Raw genomic sequence first — 15,207 nt, forward strand, 5'->3', positions numbered from 1 at the left:
TCACCGGCCAAGATTTTTTCTCCCGTTCGGCATGTGGCGAGAAGCGCAGGTCAGCGCGCTCTCCCGACGGGCCGCCGCCGACCGGGTCGGGCGGTCAGCGCCCCTGGGCCGCGCGCCGCTGACGCAGGGCGGCCACCCTGCGGTACAGCTCCGCCGCTTCCCGTCCGTGGCCGAGCTGCTCCAGGCAGTGCGCCTCGTCGGTGCGGCCGGCGAGGGTGTCGGGGTGGTCCGCGCCGAGCACCCGCTCGCGGGCGGCCGCGACACGCCGGTACTCGGTGAGGGCGTCGGCCCAGCGCCCGAGCCAGCCGAGCCCGACGGCGACCTCGCGACGGCTGACGAGGGTGTCGGGATGGTCGGCCCCGAGGGCGCGCTCGCGGATGGCGCACACGTCCCGCGCCTCGGCGAGGGCCTCCTCCCAGCGGCCGAGGCGGCCGAGGTTCACGCCGAGCCCGTGCCGGGCCCGCAGGGTCTCGGGGTGGGTGGGGCCCTGCGCTCGGGTGCGGTCGCCTACGAGCGAGCGGTACAGCTCCAGCGCCTGGGCGCTGTGGCCGAGTCTGCCCAGGCAGATGCCCACCTCGTAGCGGGCGGCGAGCGTGTCCGGGTGGTCGGGGCCGAGCGCCCCGGTACGCGTCGCGGCCACCTCCCGATACGTGTGCAGCGCCTCGGGCCAGCGCCCCAACTGACCCAGGACGTAGGCCACTTCGTAGCGGGTGACGAGGGTGTCCGGGTGGGCCGGGCCGAGCACCCGGGCACGGGCCGCGGCGACTTCGGCCGCCATGCGGTGCGCGTCCTCCAGGCGCCCGAGTCTGCTGAGGTTGAAGGCGAGGTTGTGGCGGCAGCGCAGGGTGTCCGGGTGGTCGGGGCCCATCGCGCGCTGCCGGGCGGCGAGGACCGACGTATAGGCCTGGTGCGCCTCGAAGTGGCGGCCCAACTGGCCGAGCACGTAGGCCATTTCCTGTCGCGCGGCCAGGGTGTCGGGGTGGTCGACGCCGAGCACCCGCTCTCTGGCCTGGGCGACCCGCGCGTACTCGCCGAGTGCTTCGTCGGGGCGTCCGGTGCGACTGAGGGTGAAGCCGACCTCGTACCGGCTGGCGAGCGTGTCGGGGTGGTCGGGCCCGAGCAGTCGCTCCCGTTCGGCGGCGACCGAACGGTGGATCTCGCCCGCCTCGGTCCACCGGCCGAGCCGTCCGAGGCTCAGACCGGAGTTGTGCCGGCTCACCAGGGCGGTGATCGCCTCCGCCGCGGGAGCGGGTCGTTCGCCGCGGCCGGGGAGGGGCGGAACGGCGGTGGAGGGGCGGGTGGTCCACTCTCCGGTGAGACCGGCGGACGCGTCGGGCGGGGTGCCGCGCCATACCGCTCCGGTCGCCTTGTGGCCGGTCGTCATGCCCTGGGTCCAGGACGGCAGCCGGGGCGCGCGGGAGGGCGGCTGCTCGGGCCGGGACGGGAACCGCGGTGCCGGTGAGTGCCGTTCGGCTCCGGGGCGCGGCGGGGCCGGGGCGACCACCGTCGGCACGTACATCGGCGTGGTGCGCCCGGCGGTGATGCGGCGGGCGAGTTCACCGGCGTCCGGCGGACGCTGTTCGGGCCGTTTGGCGAGCAGGTCGAGGATGATCCGCTCCAGGTACTCGGGGATGTCGGCCCGATGGCTGCGCGGCGGCTCGGGCACGGTGTCGCGGTGGCCGACGAGGATGGCCCAGGTGTCGCCGAGGTCGAACGGCGGGGCTCCGGTGGCGATCTCGTAGAGCACGCACCCGAAGGAGTAGAGGTCGCTGCGCTGGTCGACCTCGGCGCCGCTGATCTGTTCCGGCGACATGTAGTGCGGGGTGCCCATCGCGACGCCGGTGCCGGTGAGCCGCGAGGTGAACCCGATGTCGTGGCCGAGGCGGGCGATGCCGAAGTCGCAGATCTTCACGGTGCCGTCGGCCAGCCGCATGATGTTCGCCGGCTTCAAGTCGCGGTGCACGATGCTCTGCTGGTGGGTGTAGGCGAGCGCGGCGGTCACCTGGTCGGCGATGTCGACGATGTCGTCCACTGCCAGCGGACGAGGCCGGTTGTCCTCAAGGAGCTGGCCGAGGTTGTGTCCCTCCAGCAGTTCCATCACCAGATACAGCACCCCGTCGGACTCGCCGAAGTCGTGGACGACGGTCACGCCGCGGTGCTGAAGGGAGGCGGCGACCCTGGCCTCGCGCCGGAACCGCTCGCGCAGGACACGGGCGAAGGACGGATCGTGGTGCGGGCCGAGCGGCTTGAGGCACTTGACGGCCACCTGGCGGCCCAGCGATTCGTCCCGCGCCCGCCACACCTCGCCCATGCCGCCGCGCCCGATCGGATCGAGGAGCCGGTACCGGCCCTGGATCAGCCTGCTCTCCGCCATCTCCTGAGATCGCCCCCGTCATGCTCGGCCCCGAGCCCGCCCCCGGCCACGTCCAGTATGACGAGCGATCAGCCGACTTTGTACGGCCTCGAAGGCGAGCCGGGGCCGAGCCGTGACACGGCCGGGAGAATGTCTCCGACCGGGAGTCTCCGGCGCGGCCGTGCGGGGACACGGCGCGCGGTGGCACCCAGGACGCCCGGCGCCGGATCACTGCGACGGGAGCCGGGTGCGGGGCGGCCGCACCGGACGTGGGCGCACGACGACACGAGAGGGCGCGCGGACCTGGCGCGCACGCCCCACGAGGTCGAGCGCGCCCAGCGAGGGCGTGCGCGCCCAGCGAGGTCGGCGCTCCGCCGGGCGGGCCGCTCAGCCGCGCAGGGCCGACAGGAAGATGCCGGGCAGTGCGGACACCCTGCGCCTCGCGGCGTAGGTGGTGAGCCGGCGCATCGTCGTACAGCCCGTGCGGTTGGTGACGAAGTACGGCGGCCGGGGCGAGAGGGAGGGCGATCCGGTGAGGAGGCCGCGTGGCGCGGGCGCGAAGGGTGCCCGCAGCACCGTCTTCTCCACGTCCTCCAGCATGAAGGCGTTGTGGACGAACCCGATGCCGCTGCCGATGTCCTGCCGCGTGTGTCCCGGGAACGCGCCCCACGGCGTGTAGCCCAGCAGAAAACCGAACGCCGACCAGCAGTTGACGCCGAGCGTGCCGTAACGCAGCGCTGAAATCGCCTCGTTCACGGCGGCGCGGTGCGCGCGCTCGGTGCGGGGGTGGATGAGCAGGGTCGCGCCGAGCGTGCCGGGGAGCCGGGTGTTCGCGAACTCGACCGCCCTGGGCAGGAACTGGGACGCGTCCTCGCCGGGCAGCCGGACGACGCCCAGGGCGCTGGCGAACACCTCGTCGGTGAGCATCGGGTCGTCCGGGTCGGTGATGTCGGGCACCAGGAGACGGCAGGCGCCGTCGCCGAACACCTCGGCCTCCGGGTGCACCCGGGTCACCGCGTCCAGGCGGTCGGCCGCGCCGGGATAGTAGTCGCCGCGGGGCGGCAGATCGCGCAGCAGCCGGCGGATCTCGGCGAGCAGCCGTTCGGTGCCGTCCCAGTCGCGGGGCACGAGGAGGATCTGGGTCGCGACGCAGTTGTGGCCGGAGTTGTTCATCTTGCCGGTCACGATGTGTTCGGCCTGGTAGCGGAAGTCGGCCGCGCTCCACGGCCCCGGTGTGACGATGCAGGGGCTCACACCGCCCAGTTCGCTCGTGAGGGGTTTGCCGATGCGGGGCGCGTTCTCGCGGCGGCGCTCGTCGGCCCGCTCGTCCGTGCCCCAGACGATGGCGTCATGGGTGCGTTCGCTGCCGGTGACGTGGATGGCGTCGACGTGGTCGTGGGCGGTGAGATACGCGCCCGCCTCCGCTCCCCCGTCGACGAAGCGGACCCAGCCGCGGTCCACGAACTCCTCGAAGACCTTCTCGAAGTGGGGGCGGAGGTAGCCGTTGACCGGGTTCGTCTTGGCGACGACGACCTGCCCCTCCGTGTACAGCTTGTGCAGGACGTCGAGCGGGGTGATCGCCGGTACGTTCCCCGCGCCGAGCACCAGCCCGACGGCGGGGCGCGACGCGGTTCCCCGGTACGGCCCGGCGGCACGCTCCCGTACCCGCTCGGGCGTCGTTCCCGGCCGGGTCCACACCTGCGCCGAGAAGCCGTTGAGCAGGAGACGGTCGGTGACAGTGGCCGGGAACACGTCGACCACGGTCCGGCCGTCCCGGTCACGGACCGCGCGGGCGGGGAGCGGTTCCTTGCCGGCGGCGATCCTGCGCAGGACGTGGAGGTACGCGCCCACGGTCTGGGCGAGCGCCCAGGGCGCGGTCACCCAGTCCTCGGCGGCCCAGCCGGCCGTCGCGTCGTAGCCCTTGGCGCGGGCCGCGTCGGCGACCAGGGCGGGTGCGGCGGCGTCGATCCGCGGGAGCATGCGCTCCAGCAGGCCGATCCGCTGCGCGAGCGGGGTGACGGTCCAGCTCCCGGCGTTCGCGCGCAGGTCGGCGAGCGCGCGGTCGAGGGAGGCGGTGTCGAGGGCCGGGACGGTGGTCAAGGACAACTCCTGTGGTGTGGGGCGCGGTTGGGGCGAGGGGGCCGGAGCGGGGCCTCGGCTGGGCCGGCCTTGGCTCGGCTCGGCTTCGAGGGTCAGCCCTTCAGCCGGGCGATGTCCCGCCGTGGGTCGACCAGCAGGAAGGAGGCGACGGCACCGAGGGCCAGGAGCAGCCCGGACAGCAGGACCGCGCTCTGGTATCCGTCGGTGCCCCGGGCGTCGACGAGGGCTCCGACGACGGCGGGCGCGGCGAGTCCCGCGGCGGTGACCACCGCGTTCATGGTGCCCAGGGCACCGCCCGCGCGGGTCGCCGGGGCGAGTTCGGCGACGGTGGTCGCGGCGATCGTCGCGTACGAGCCGCCGAGGCCGAAGCCGAGGGCGACCAGGACGGTCGTCGCGGTCCTGCCGTCGGCGAACGGCAGGGCCAGACAGCAGGCGGCACCGAGGGCGAGCAGCCCGCCGCCCACCCATCCGCGGGCACGGCGGCTCTCGACGCCGCGGCGCATCAACCACCCGGTGACGCCCGCCTGACCCAGCAGGGCGAGTGCCCCGACGAGCCAGGGGGCGACCACGACGGTGCCCGCCTCGTCGACCGGGTATCCGAGGGCGTTGCGCAGATAGGAGGGCAGCCAGACCAGCATCAGGGCCACACACCAGTAGCTGGTGAAGTAGGCGAGCGTGACGCCGATCCAGGTACGGCTGGCGAAGATCTTCCGGTACGGCGCGTCCGCCCGCGTCGGCACCGGCTGGACGGCCGCTTCCGCAACGGCCTCCGCACCGATTCTGCTACCGCCCTCCGTACCAACGTCCGTACCGACCTCCGTACGGACGTCCGTGCCGACCTCCGTACGGACGTCCGTGCCGACCTCCGTACGGACGTCCGTGCCGACCTCCGTACGGACGTCCGTGCCGACGGCGTGTCCGCCGTCGGCGCCGAGGGCCGCCCAGGCCGCGGCCCACAGCAGTCCCGCGGCGGCGAGGACCCCCAGGGCGGCCCGCCATCCGTGGTGCTGGATCACCCACGACAGTCCGGGCGCGGAGACCATCACTCCGAGGGTGACGCCCAGCGTGACCAGCGCGCCGGGCAGATTGCGCCGCTCGTCGGGGAACCACGCGAGGGTGGCCTTCTGTGCCACGGGGAACGCGGGCCCCTCCGCGGCGCCGAGGAACATCCGCGAGGCGACGAGCACCGCGAGGCCGCCGCCGAACGCGGCCGGGACCTGGGCCACCGACCACAGGACGGCCATCACGAGGATGAGCGTCTTCGTGGACAGCCGGTCGGCCGCGAGTCCGACGGCCACCGCCGCCACGGAGAAGAACAGGAAGAACGCGCTGTTGGCGAGCCCGAACTGAGTGGCACTCAGGTCGAGGTCGGCGCGGATCTCGTCGGCGGCCAGACCCAGCACGGACTTGTCCGCGAAGTTGACCATCATGAAGACGACGAGCAGCGCGGTCACCGTCCAGGCACGGGTGCCGCCGCCGGTGGCCGGGGAGGTCCCGGCCGACGGCCGGTGCACGGTGGGTACCGCGGTCATGGTTGCTCCTGTCGGAGAAGGGCGACGGCCTTGCGCGGCAGGCCTGTCGGGGTGGTGCGGGCCGGACCGGAACGGGTTCAGGACAGCGGGACGCCCGCTATGGCGATGCGCTCCATGACGCGGCGCCGCGGGTAGTAGTCGTTGATCGCGTAGTGCTGGGTGGCGATGTTGTCCCAGACGGCGATCGAGTCGGGCTCCCAGTGGAAGCGGACCTGGTACTCGGGAATGCGCGCCTGGAGCACCAGGATGTCAAGCAGTTCGCGGCTCTCCGCCTCCGTCAGACCCTGGATGCGGGTGGTGAAGGGCTCGTTGACGTACAGGGTCCTGCGGCCGCTGCGCGGGTGGCGCACCGCGACGGGGTGCTCGGCACGCGGCCACAACTCGCGGAAGGCGGCCTTCTGTTCGTCGTTCATGAGCGCGCCCCAACTGGGTTCCCAGTCGTGGACGGCGGTGAGGTGCTCGATGCGCTCCTTCATGCCGTCGGGCAGGTTGTCGTAGGCGGCGGCCATGTCCGCCCACAGGGTGTCGCCGCCCGCGGCGGGCACCTCGACGGCGCGCAGCACGGAGCCGAGGGCCGGGTGGGCCATGAAGGAGTGGTCGCTGTGCCAGATGTTCTTGTTGCCGGCGGCCTTCGCGTCCTTGGCGAGGCGGGAGACACCGGCGGTCTCCGTCTTCGGGAAGAAGGGGTTGGGCTCCGGGGAGCCCCAGACGGCGGAGAGCGCGAGCTGGTGGTCGGCGGTGAAGCCGGTCTGGTTCCGGAAGAAGATCACCTTCCACTCCAGCAGCGCCTGCCTGAGCTCCTCGGCGAGCTCGTCGTCGATCGGCCGGGTCAGGTCGACCCCGCCCAGCACGGCGCCGAAGTGCGGGGTGAGCGGGTCGATCCGCAGGCGCTCGTAGGCGGCGGGCCGGGCACCGGGGGCGAGCCGTTCCAGGACGCGGCTTCCGTAGTGCATGAGCGGCTTGTCCAGTACGGGCTTCGGGCGCTCGACGGGACTGGTCACGACAGGGTGCACGGGGGTTCCTCCCGACGGTGAACCAAATACGTAACCGGCAGTATCGATATTGAGAGGCGGCAGGGCAAGGGGGTGCGGCAGGTGGATTTCGAGAGGCCTGCGCGGGCCGGGAGTGCCCGGAGGCCCTACCGAGGGCACGCCGGAGGGGCGGGCGGCCGGTCGACGTACGGGCGGGCGGGCGGGCGGGCGGACGACATACCGGCAGGTCCGCCTCGGCGCCCGAGGGAAGCCGGGCCAGCCGTCCGGCGTCAGGGCCGGACGGCCACCGCTCGGGCGAAACGGGCGCGCGGCCTGCCGACGCGTGGGCAGGCCGGCCTCGGCGTCCGAGAGAAGCCCGGCCAACCGTCCGGCGTCAGGGCCGGACGGCCACCGCCCGGGCGATCATGTCCACCATCGAGTCGACGAGCGCCTCGTCCGGCAGTCGCTGCTCCCCGACCATCCGGAAGACCAGTGAGGCCGCGACCAGGGTCGAGGCGTCCGCCAGGTCGACGTCGGAACGCACCTCGCCCCGGGCGACACCGCGTTCCAGCAGGTGTCGGGTCTGGCTCATCACCCGTGCCGTGTAGGCACGGTAGGCGGCGGGCTCGGCACCCGCCTCGGCGGAGGCGCCGATCACCCCGGCGAGCAGACGGGCGACACCGGGCTGCCGGTACGCCTCCATGCGCGCGGTCAGGACGGCCCGCAGCTCGGCACGGAAGTCACCCATGTCCGGCACGCTCAGCGACCCGATCCGCGACTCGGCGGCGGCGATGACGAGGTCCTGCTTGGTGGGCCAGCGCCGGTACATCGCCGGCTTGCTCACCCCGGCGCGGGCCGCGACGGCGTCCATGGTGAGCGCGCCCATACCGCTCTCCGTGACCAGCGCCACCACGGCGTCCAGCACCGCCGCCGTGACGTGCTCCTGCCGCGGCCGTCCCGGCCCCCGCCGTACGCCCTCCACCCGCTGTTCCGCCATGTCGCGACCCTAGTCGACGCGCCGGGGCCGGTTCTCCCGACACCGCTCGGCGGTCGAACGGGCTCTGGCGGGAAGTTCTGAATGGTGGTTCACTTCTTTTATGGCGTACCGCAAGACACCGTCCGAGATCCGCCGGCTGGAAGCCGCCAGAGAGCACCTGATCGTCTGCGCCACCTCGGTCGTCGCCGAGGTGGGCTGGGCCCGGACGTCGGTGACCGCGGTCGCCGACTCGGCCGGGATCTCGGCCGGCTCGGTGTACCAGCACTTCCCCTCCAAGGCGGCCCTCGCCGTGGAGGTGTTCCGGCGCGCCGCGGGCCGCGAGGTGGAGGTGCTCGGCGAGGTACTGGGCGGCGAGGGCGACCCCGTCGAACGGCTCGCCCTCGGAATCGAGGTGTTCGCGCGCCGGGCCCTGGAGAACCGCGGCCTGGCCTACGCCCTGCTCGCGGCCCCGGCCGAGGCGGCGGTGGGCGCCGAGCGCCTCGCGTTCCGGCGCCGCTACCGCGCCTTGTTCGCCGAGGTGGTGCGTCAGGGGATGGCGGCGGGTCTGCTGCCCGCGCAGAACGGCGAGATCACCGCCGCGGCGCTCACCGGCGCGATCGGCGAGGTGCTCGTGGACCCGCTCGGCGCCCCCACCGAAGGGACGCCCGACGAACTCCTCGCGGAGATCACCGCGATGGCCCTGCGGTGCGCGGGCGCTCCTCCCCGCTCTTCCCCGCTCCTCCCCGCCGACCGCACACCGGAGGTTCCCTCATGACCGCGACCACCACGGCGCACAGCCGTCCCACCGCCGTGACGCACGAAGTGACCAACCAGGCACCGCCGTTGACGGGTCACGACGCCGCGGCCGACCCCGTGCTGCTCGAAGGCGTGAGCCGCGAGGGCGCTTCCTGGCACCTCGACGACCTCCACCGGTTCGGCCGGTACGTGGGCGGCGCGGAGGCGCAGACCTGGGCGGACCAGGCCAACCGCCACGAGCCGGAACTGCGGACCCACGACCGCTACGGCCATCGCGTGGACGAGGTCGAGTTCCACCCCGCGTACCACTCGCTGATGGACGCCTCGGTGAGCGCGGGCCTCGCGGGCGCCGCCTGGGCCGACGACCGTTCCGGCGCCCATGTCGCGCGGGCCGCAGGCTTCATGCTGGCCACGATGCTGGAGCCGGGCCATCTGTGCCCCGTCTCGATGACGTACGCGGTGGTCCCCGCCCTGCGCCACTCCCCCGAACTCGCCAAGGTCTACGAGCCCCTGCTCACGAGCCGCGTCTACGAACCCGGACTGCGCACCCCGGCCGAGAAGCCCGGCCTGCTCGCCGGGATGGGCATGACCGAGAAGCAGGGCGGCAGCGACGTCCGCGCCAACACCACCACGGCGACCGAGCAGGGCGACGGCACCTGGCGGCTGCGCGGCCACAAGTGGTTCACGAGCGCCCCGATGAACGACCTGTTCCTCGTCCTCGCGCAGGCGCCCGGCGGACTCTCCTGCTTCCTGGTCCCGCGCGTGCTGCCCGACGGCAGCCGCAACACGTTCCGCGTCCAGCGGCTGAAGGACAAGCTCGGCAACCGCTCCAACGCCAGCAGCGAGCCCGAGTTCGACGACACCGTGGCCTGGCTCGTCGGCAACGAGGGCAAGGGCGTGCGCACCATCATCGAGATGGTGACCATGACCCGCCTGGACTGCGTGCTCGGCTCCGCCGCCGGTACCCGCGCGGCCCTCGCCCAGGCCGCCCATCACGCGCGCCACCGCTCCGCGTTCGGCGCCAAGCTGATCGACCAGCCGCTCATGCGCAACGTCCTCGCCGATCTGGCACTGGAGTCGGAGGCCGCCACCACCCTCGCCCTGCGACTGGCCGGTGCCGCGGACCGGGCCCAGCGCGGGGACGTCGGTGAGCGCGCCTTCCTGCGACTGGCCACGGCCGTCGGCAAGTACTGGGTGTGCAAGCGCCAGCCCGCCGCGGTCGCCGAAGCCCTCGAATGCCTCGGCGGCAACGGCTACGACGAGGCGTCCGGCATGCCCCGGCTGTACCGCGAGGCCCCGCTCAACAGCATCTGGGAGGGCTCCGGCAACGTCAGCGCCCTCGACATGCTGCGCGCCCTCACACGTGAGCCCGACTCGCTGGAGGCGTTCCACGCGGAGATCGAGGCGGCGACCGGCGCCGACCCGCGATTCGACGCCGCCTGGCGGGAGTTGCGGGGTGAACTCGTCCTCACGGAGGACGCGCCCCTGCGCGCCCGCCGGGTCGCCGAACGCGCCGCCCTCGTCCTCCAGGCCTCCCTGCTCGTCCGCCACGCTCCGCCCGCGGTGTCCGACGCCTTCTGCGCGTCGCGCCTGGCCGGCGACCGGGGCCTGGCCTTCGGAACCCTGCCGCCGGGGACCGACTTCGCGGGGGTACTGGAACGACTCCCGGCCTGACGGCCACCAGGGCCGACGACGGAAACGGCGGCCTCCAGGGCCCGGCGACAGGAGTGGTCGCCGGGCTCAGAGCTGGGGTGGCACCTCACCGCCGAGGAGCGTGATCAACTGGCCCAGGCGCGCGTCCAGTTCGCGGCCGACTTCAGCGATCCGCGGATTCTCGTAGCTGTCGAACGACAAGCTGGGCTGGTCGACGGCTAGTTTGGTGTCGCCGTCCGGATCGGCGTAGATCAACGAGGGAAGCGGTGCGTGCAGCACGGCCGACGCGTCCTCCCGGAACGCCGATTCGGCGACGGCGTGGTTGCCCATCAGGTACTGGGTGGCCTTCCACAGGGACTGAGAGCCGGCCATGAGGGCGCAGACGTCGCTGCGGTAGTAGCGCATGAACCCGTGGGGGCCGTTGATCTCGGTGAGTTCGAGCACGGCCTTCCACGAGCCCAATTGGTAGAAGCGGGGGAGGTCGGCCTCGGGGACGAGGGTCTCGAACTGCTCACAAGCCGCGTCGTAGGGAAGCGGCAGCGTCACGACAAGCCTCCGCGCGGGGTGGTCGACGGTGGTGCCGGCGGTGGTCATGGTCGTCCCTGTTCGTCGTTGGAGCGGATGAGCTCGACACCGTGGACGTCGACCGTGATGGAGGGGAAGTTGAGGTTGACGCTGTTGTCGGGGTTGCGGCGGAACATGCGTCGTCGCGTCGGCATGACCAGCCCGTCGAAATTCTGGTGGTGGCCGGTGTAATGACCGACGAGGAAGCTGTTGTTGACTTCGGCGACGTAGTCCATGCGACGCTGCATACCGAACGCGTCATAGTAGAAAACCGAGTTCGGGCTGTGCGTGGCGATGTCGGCCGGGAAGCGCACCTGCAGGCGCCGCCACGTCTGGCCGGCCTCGTGCCACGGCTCGATCTCGCGGGCCCGCACGCCCGGGTAGGTGAAGAGAAACGGGCTGGTGAAGTAGTTCCAGCAGGCGTAGCCCAGGAAGTAGCCGAGGTGCGGAGCGTCCCAATCGGTGTTCCGTAGCATTCCCTTGAAGGCGGCGCGGGCGGGTGCGAGGGTCTCGACCGGTTCGCCGTCGAGCGTCTGCACGGTGACAGTGTCGGTTGCCGCATCGAAGGTCATCTGCCACTCGGGGCGGGTGAACGGGGTGAACACGATATGTTCTCTGGCCGTGTCGATCGTCAGAACCTGATCGAAGCTCGTCCCCGGCGGCCAGCCCTTCATCCCCCAGACAGGGCCGTCGATGGAGACATCGGCCTTCAAGGCACCTACCGTGTCCCAGAGTTCCCTGCCGCCGGCCGTGGCGATAGCCAGATCGAGCAGTTCAGTACTCATGGCCTGGGTTTCTTTCCCTAGCAAATGCGTACAGTACTCAGTCTCCCGCAGCGCACGAGGCACGCAACTCGACCTCTCACGGCGCGGACCTCTCACGGCGCGGACCTGATGGGACGACCCGGTATGGCGACCCTCGGCCCGCGCTTCCAGGGGAATCACCGTGACCCGGTACAGCAACCCCGGCCGGCGCTTGCTCAGCAGGGCTGACCGCCCGATGCTGGACCCGAGGAGAACACCCGGGCGGACCCCCGGGTGGGCCCGGGCGTGGCAGGCGGCCCTTTCGGCTCCGCCGCCTGTCCGGGCGGCTGCGCCCCGAACCGTCGGGCGCGCGGTGCGACGGGTGCCCGTACGATCCCACGCTGCCCTCGCGGCATCGGGCGGAAGCGGCCAGGCTGGTCATGAGCCCCCTCGGCGTCCCTGCCGAGGTGAAGGAGCTGATCACCATGACGAACCTGGCGGGATTCCCGGAGCGCCCGGTCCGGGTGAACGCGCGTATCGACTCGCCACTGTCCCGATGGCTGTGGCTCGTGAAGTGGATCCTCGCCATTCCGCACTACGTGGTGCTGTTCTTCCTCTGGATCGCCTTCACCGTGGTGACCGTGATCGCGTTCTTCGCCATCCTGTTCACCGAGCGCTACCCCCGCGGCCTGTTCGACTTCAACCTGGGTGTGCTGCGCTGGAGTTGGCGGGTCTCGTACTACTCGTACGACGCCCTGGGCACCGACCGGTACCCGCCGTTCAGCCTGGGCGAGGAACCGGACTACCCGGCCCGGCTGGACATCGTCTACCCCGAGCGGCTCTCCCGCGGTCTGGTACTGGTCAAGTGGTGGCTCCTGGCCATCCCGCACTACGTGGTCATCGGCTTCTTCCTCGGCGGCGCCCAGTTCGGATGGTGGTCCGGTGGGCTGATCGGCGTCCTGACGATCATCGCGGCGGTGATCCTGGCCTTCACCGAGAAGTATCCGAAGGACCTGTTCGACCTGATCATCGGCCTCAACAGGTGGGTCCTGCGCGTCACCGCCTACGCCACCCTCATGACGGACGCCTACCCACCGTTCCGCCTGGACCAGGGCGGCTACGAGACGACCGCTGCTCCACAGCAGCGGCCGTGACCCTGAGCTGACCCCGAGCACCCACCACATTTCCCTCGACGGCCGGTGCGGGAGGCCACCGGCCACCGGACGGTGGCCTCCCGAGGATCACTTGGTGACGGAGTAGGAGTGCGCGCCGGTTCCGGCCAGCCCCCTGCCGTCAGCGATCAGGTACTCGTCACGGATCGGGCGGCCCGCGAACCAGGACTCCAGGATCTCGCGGGTGCCCGCCGCGTACCGGGCCTGCGCGGACAGCGACGAGCCCGAGATGTGCGGGGTCATCCCGTGGTGCGGCATGGTCCGCCAGGGGTGGTCGGCCGGGGCCGGCTGCGGGTACCAGACGTCCCCCGCGTAGCCGGCCAGTTGCCCGCCGCGCAGCGCGCGGTCCACGGCGTCCCGGTCGACGATCTTCGCCCGTGCGGTGTTGATGAGGTACGCGCCGCGCTTCATCGTCGCCAGCAGGTCGTCGCCGAAGAGGCCCTCGGTCTCGGGGTGCAGAGGGGCGTTGATGGTGACGACATCGCAGTGCGGGACCATCTCGGCGGCCGAGGCGTGGAAGACGAGACCCAGTTCGCGCTCGACCTCCTCCGGCAGCCGGTGCCGGTCGGTGTAGTGCAGCTTCACGTCGAAGGGGGCGAGACGGCGCAGGACCGCGAGGCCGATGCGCCCGGCGGCGACCGTTCCGACGTGCATGCCCTCCAGGTCGTACGAACGGGCCACGCAGTCGGCGATGTTCCAGCCGCCGTCGAGGACCACCTGGTGGGAGGGCAGATAGTTCCTCACGAGCGACAGCGTCATCATCACCACGTGTTCGGCGACGCTGATGCTGTTGCAGTACGTCACTTCGGCGACCGTGACTCCGTGCGCGATCGCGGCGTCGAGGTCGACATGGTCGGAGCCGATGCCCGCGGTGACGGCCAGCTTCAGGTTCTTCGCGGCGGCGATCCGCTCCGCGGTCAGGTACGCCGGCCAGAACGGCTGGGATATCACCACGTCCGCGTCGGCCAGCTCCCGGTCGAAGACCGAGCCGTCGCCGTCCTTGTCGGAGGTGACGACGACGGTGTGTCCGGCCTTCTCCAGGTAGGCGCGCAGGCCTAGTTCGCCGGAGACGCTGCCGAGCAGCTGGCCGGGGGTGAAGTCGATCGCCTCGGGGGTGGGGGTGGTCTGGCCGCCGGGATAGTGGTCGAGGGCGGGGAGGTCGTCGCGGGCGTACGTCGTCGGGTATCCGTCGGTGGGGTCGTCGTACAGGACGCAGAGCACCTTGGCCATGTCGCGGCTCCTCAACTGGCGTTGCGGGAAGGTGCCGTTCACGATCCTCGGGGCCGTTCGCACTGGTCAAAGCGAACTTCGCTATGTCCTCATAGCCGGCTCCTATGAGTCGCGCTCGCGCAGGAAGGCGCGCAGCAGCGTGTCGAGCGCGTCGCGGACACCGGCCTCGCGCGCCACGGCGACGAGGGCTCCGGCGAGGACCGACTCCGGTTCGCTGCGCGCGACCACGAGCCCGACACGGGGTCCCTGGGCCGGGCCGCCGAGGGGCACGACGCGCATTCCCTCCGGCACCCCGAACATGTGGAGCCAGGCGTGCGAGATGACGCTGGACCAACGGCCGCCGGGTAGATGGGCGTAGAGGCCGGCCACGCTGTCCGTCTCGATCGCGGGCGTGGCGGTGGCGCCGTCGGCGGCGAAACACTCGTCGATGATCCGCCGGTTGCGCATCCGGGGCGAGAGAAGGCACAGCGGTAACGCCGCGGCCTGTGCCCAGCGCACCGTGTCCGAGGCGGCCAGTGGGCCGTCTGCCGGGGTGAGGAGCATGTACCGCTCCTCGTAGAGCGGGAAGCGGCGGACCTGGCGCAGGGTGTCGTCGTCCAGGTATGTCATCGCCGCGTCCAGTTCGAACTCCGCCAGACCGTGGGTGATCTCCACCGACGACAGCGATTCCAGGCTCACACCGGCGCGCGGATGGCGCTCGCAGAACGGGGTGGTCAGCAGGGAGGCGACCGGTAGGGCCGTCGGAACCACGCCCAGCCGCAGTGTGCCGGTCAGCCCGCCGCGCAGCGCCGACAACTCCTGTCGCAGCGCGACCTGTTCGGCCAGGATCCGGTGCGCCCAGGCCAGGACCACCTCACCTTCTGGGGTCAGGCCCTCGTACTTCCTTCTCCCCCGCCGCACGATCGGCACGTCCAGATCGTGTTCCAGCCGCCGTATCGCGGCGGACAGCGACGGCTGCGAGACGTAGCAGGCCGCCGCGGCGCGGGCGAAGTGGCGCTCACGGGCGAGGGCGACGAGATACTCGAGCTGACGCAGCAGCATGATCGTCCTCCACGACGGGTCTCCGCCTCCAGGCGTCGGGCGTGCCGACGTACAGCATCGGCCAGGCCGCACGCCGGCGATCCTTTCCGGCCGTACCGCAAAGAGGATGCCGCCTG

12 protein-coding genes are annotated in these 15,207 nt (G+C 72.0%); 3 read left to right on the forward strand and 9 right to left on the reverse strand.

The features are described 5' to 3' along the window. Positions 1–94: 94 nt before the first annotated feature. The 5 genes from ACIQ7M_RS04515 to ACIQ7M_RS04535 all read right to left on the reverse strand — a co-directional run bounded on the left by ACIQ7M_RS04515 (position 95) and on the right by ACIQ7M_RS04535 (position 7,953). Positions 95–2,374, reverse strand: coding sequence for a tetratricopeptide repeat protein (locus ACIQ7M_RS04515; protein WP_403639584.1), 2,280 nt, complete (start codon positions 2,372–2,374; stop codon positions 95–97). Positions 2,375–2,740: 366 nt separating this feature from the next. Next, complete coding sequence (locus ACIQ7M_RS04520; protein ID WP_403639588.1) at positions 2,741–4,453, reverse strand: aldehyde dehydrogenase family protein; 1,713 nt, start codon at positions 4,451–4,453, stop codon at positions 2,741–2,743. A gap of 92 nt (positions 4,454–4,545) precedes the next feature. Continuing rightward, complete coding sequence (locus ACIQ7M_RS04525; RefSeq protein ID WP_403639591.1) at positions 4,546–5,985, reverse strand: MFS transporter; 1,440 nt, start codon at positions 5,983–5,985, stop codon at positions 4,546–4,548. Positions 5,986–6,062: 77 nt separating this feature from the next. Further along, positions 6,063–6,938, reverse strand: coding sequence for a TauD/TfdA dioxygenase family protein (locus ACIQ7M_RS04530; RefSeq protein ID WP_403640884.1), 876 nt, complete (start codon positions 6,936–6,938; stop codon positions 6,063–6,065). A gap of 412 nt (positions 6,939–7,350) precedes the next feature. After that, positions 7,351–7,953, reverse strand: coding sequence for a TetR/AcrR family transcriptional regulator (locus ACIQ7M_RS04535; protein WP_403639594.1), 603 nt, complete (start codon positions 7,951–7,953; stop codon positions 7,351–7,353). A 100-nt stretch (positions 7,954–8,053) separates the two neighbouring features. Between ACIQ7M_RS04535 and ACIQ7M_RS04540 the strand changes: the two genes are divergently transcribed. Together ACIQ7M_RS04540 and ACIQ7M_RS04545 are read left to right on the forward strand one after the other, a co-directional pair. Further along, positions 8,054–8,707 (forward strand): TetR/AcrR family transcriptional regulator, encoded by a 654-nt coding sequence (locus ACIQ7M_RS04540; protein WP_355767243.1) that lies wholly within the window; start codon positions 8,054–8,056, stop codon positions 8,705–8,707. Next, the gene (locus ACIQ7M_RS04545; protein ID WP_403639598.1) at positions 8,704–10,362 is read left to right on the forward strand and encodes an acyl-CoA dehydrogenase family protein; all 1,659 of its coding nucleotides are present in this window, start codon (positions 8,704–8,706) and stop codon (positions 10,360–10,362) included. The genes ACIQ7M_RS04540 and ACIQ7M_RS04545 overlap by 4 nt, the downstream gene beginning before the upstream one ends. Before the next feature lie 66 nt (positions 10,363–10,428). Here the strand turns inward: ACIQ7M_RS04545 and ACIQ7M_RS04550 are convergent, their stop codons facing one another. After that, positions 10,429–10,935 carry a hypothetical protein gene (locus tag ACIQ7M_RS04550; protein WP_355767239.1) on the reverse strand — a complete coding sequence of 169 codons (507 nt, stop codon included), beginning with the start codon at positions 10,933–10,935 and terminating at the stop codon, positions 10,429–10,431. Next, a complete protein-coding gene (locus ACIQ7M_RS04555; protein WP_403639602.1) occupies positions 10,932–11,690 on the reverse strand; it encodes a hypothetical protein in 759 nt (252 codons plus the stop codon). Before ACIQ7M_RS04555 ends, ACIQ7M_RS04550 begins: the two co-directional genes overlap by 4 nt. 443 nt (positions 11,691–12,133) lie before the next feature. On the opposite strand from ACIQ7M_RS04555, the gene ACIQ7M_RS04560 reads away from it, so the two are divergent. Further along, the gene (locus tag ACIQ7M_RS04560; RefSeq protein ID WP_355767233.1) at positions 12,134–12,802 is read left to right on the forward strand and encodes a DUF4389 domain-containing protein; all 669 of its coding nucleotides are present in this window, start codon (positions 12,134–12,136) and stop codon (positions 12,800–12,802) included. Positions 12,803–12,889: 87 nt separating this feature from the next. Here the strand turns inward: ACIQ7M_RS04560 and ACIQ7M_RS04565 are convergent, their stop codons facing one another. After that, complete coding sequence (locus ACIQ7M_RS04565; protein ID WP_403639606.1) at positions 12,890–14,050, reverse strand: NAD-dependent formate dehydrogenase; 1,161 nt, start codon at positions 14,048–14,050, stop codon at positions 12,890–12,892. 102 nt (positions 14,051–14,152) lie between these two features. Then, on the reverse strand, positions 14,153–15,091 hold the full coding sequence (locus ACIQ7M_RS04570) for a LysR substrate-binding domain-containing protein (RefSeq protein ID WP_403639609.1): 939 nt from the start codon (positions 15,089–15,091) through the stop codon (positions 14,153–14,155). Positions 15,092–15,207: the final 116 nt, after the last annotated feature.

This window comes from Streptomyces sp. NPDC096324 (assembly GCF_044763015.1).
Taxonomy (GTDB): domain Bacteria; phylum Actinomycetota; class Actinomycetes; order Streptomycetales; family Streptomycetaceae; genus Streptomyces.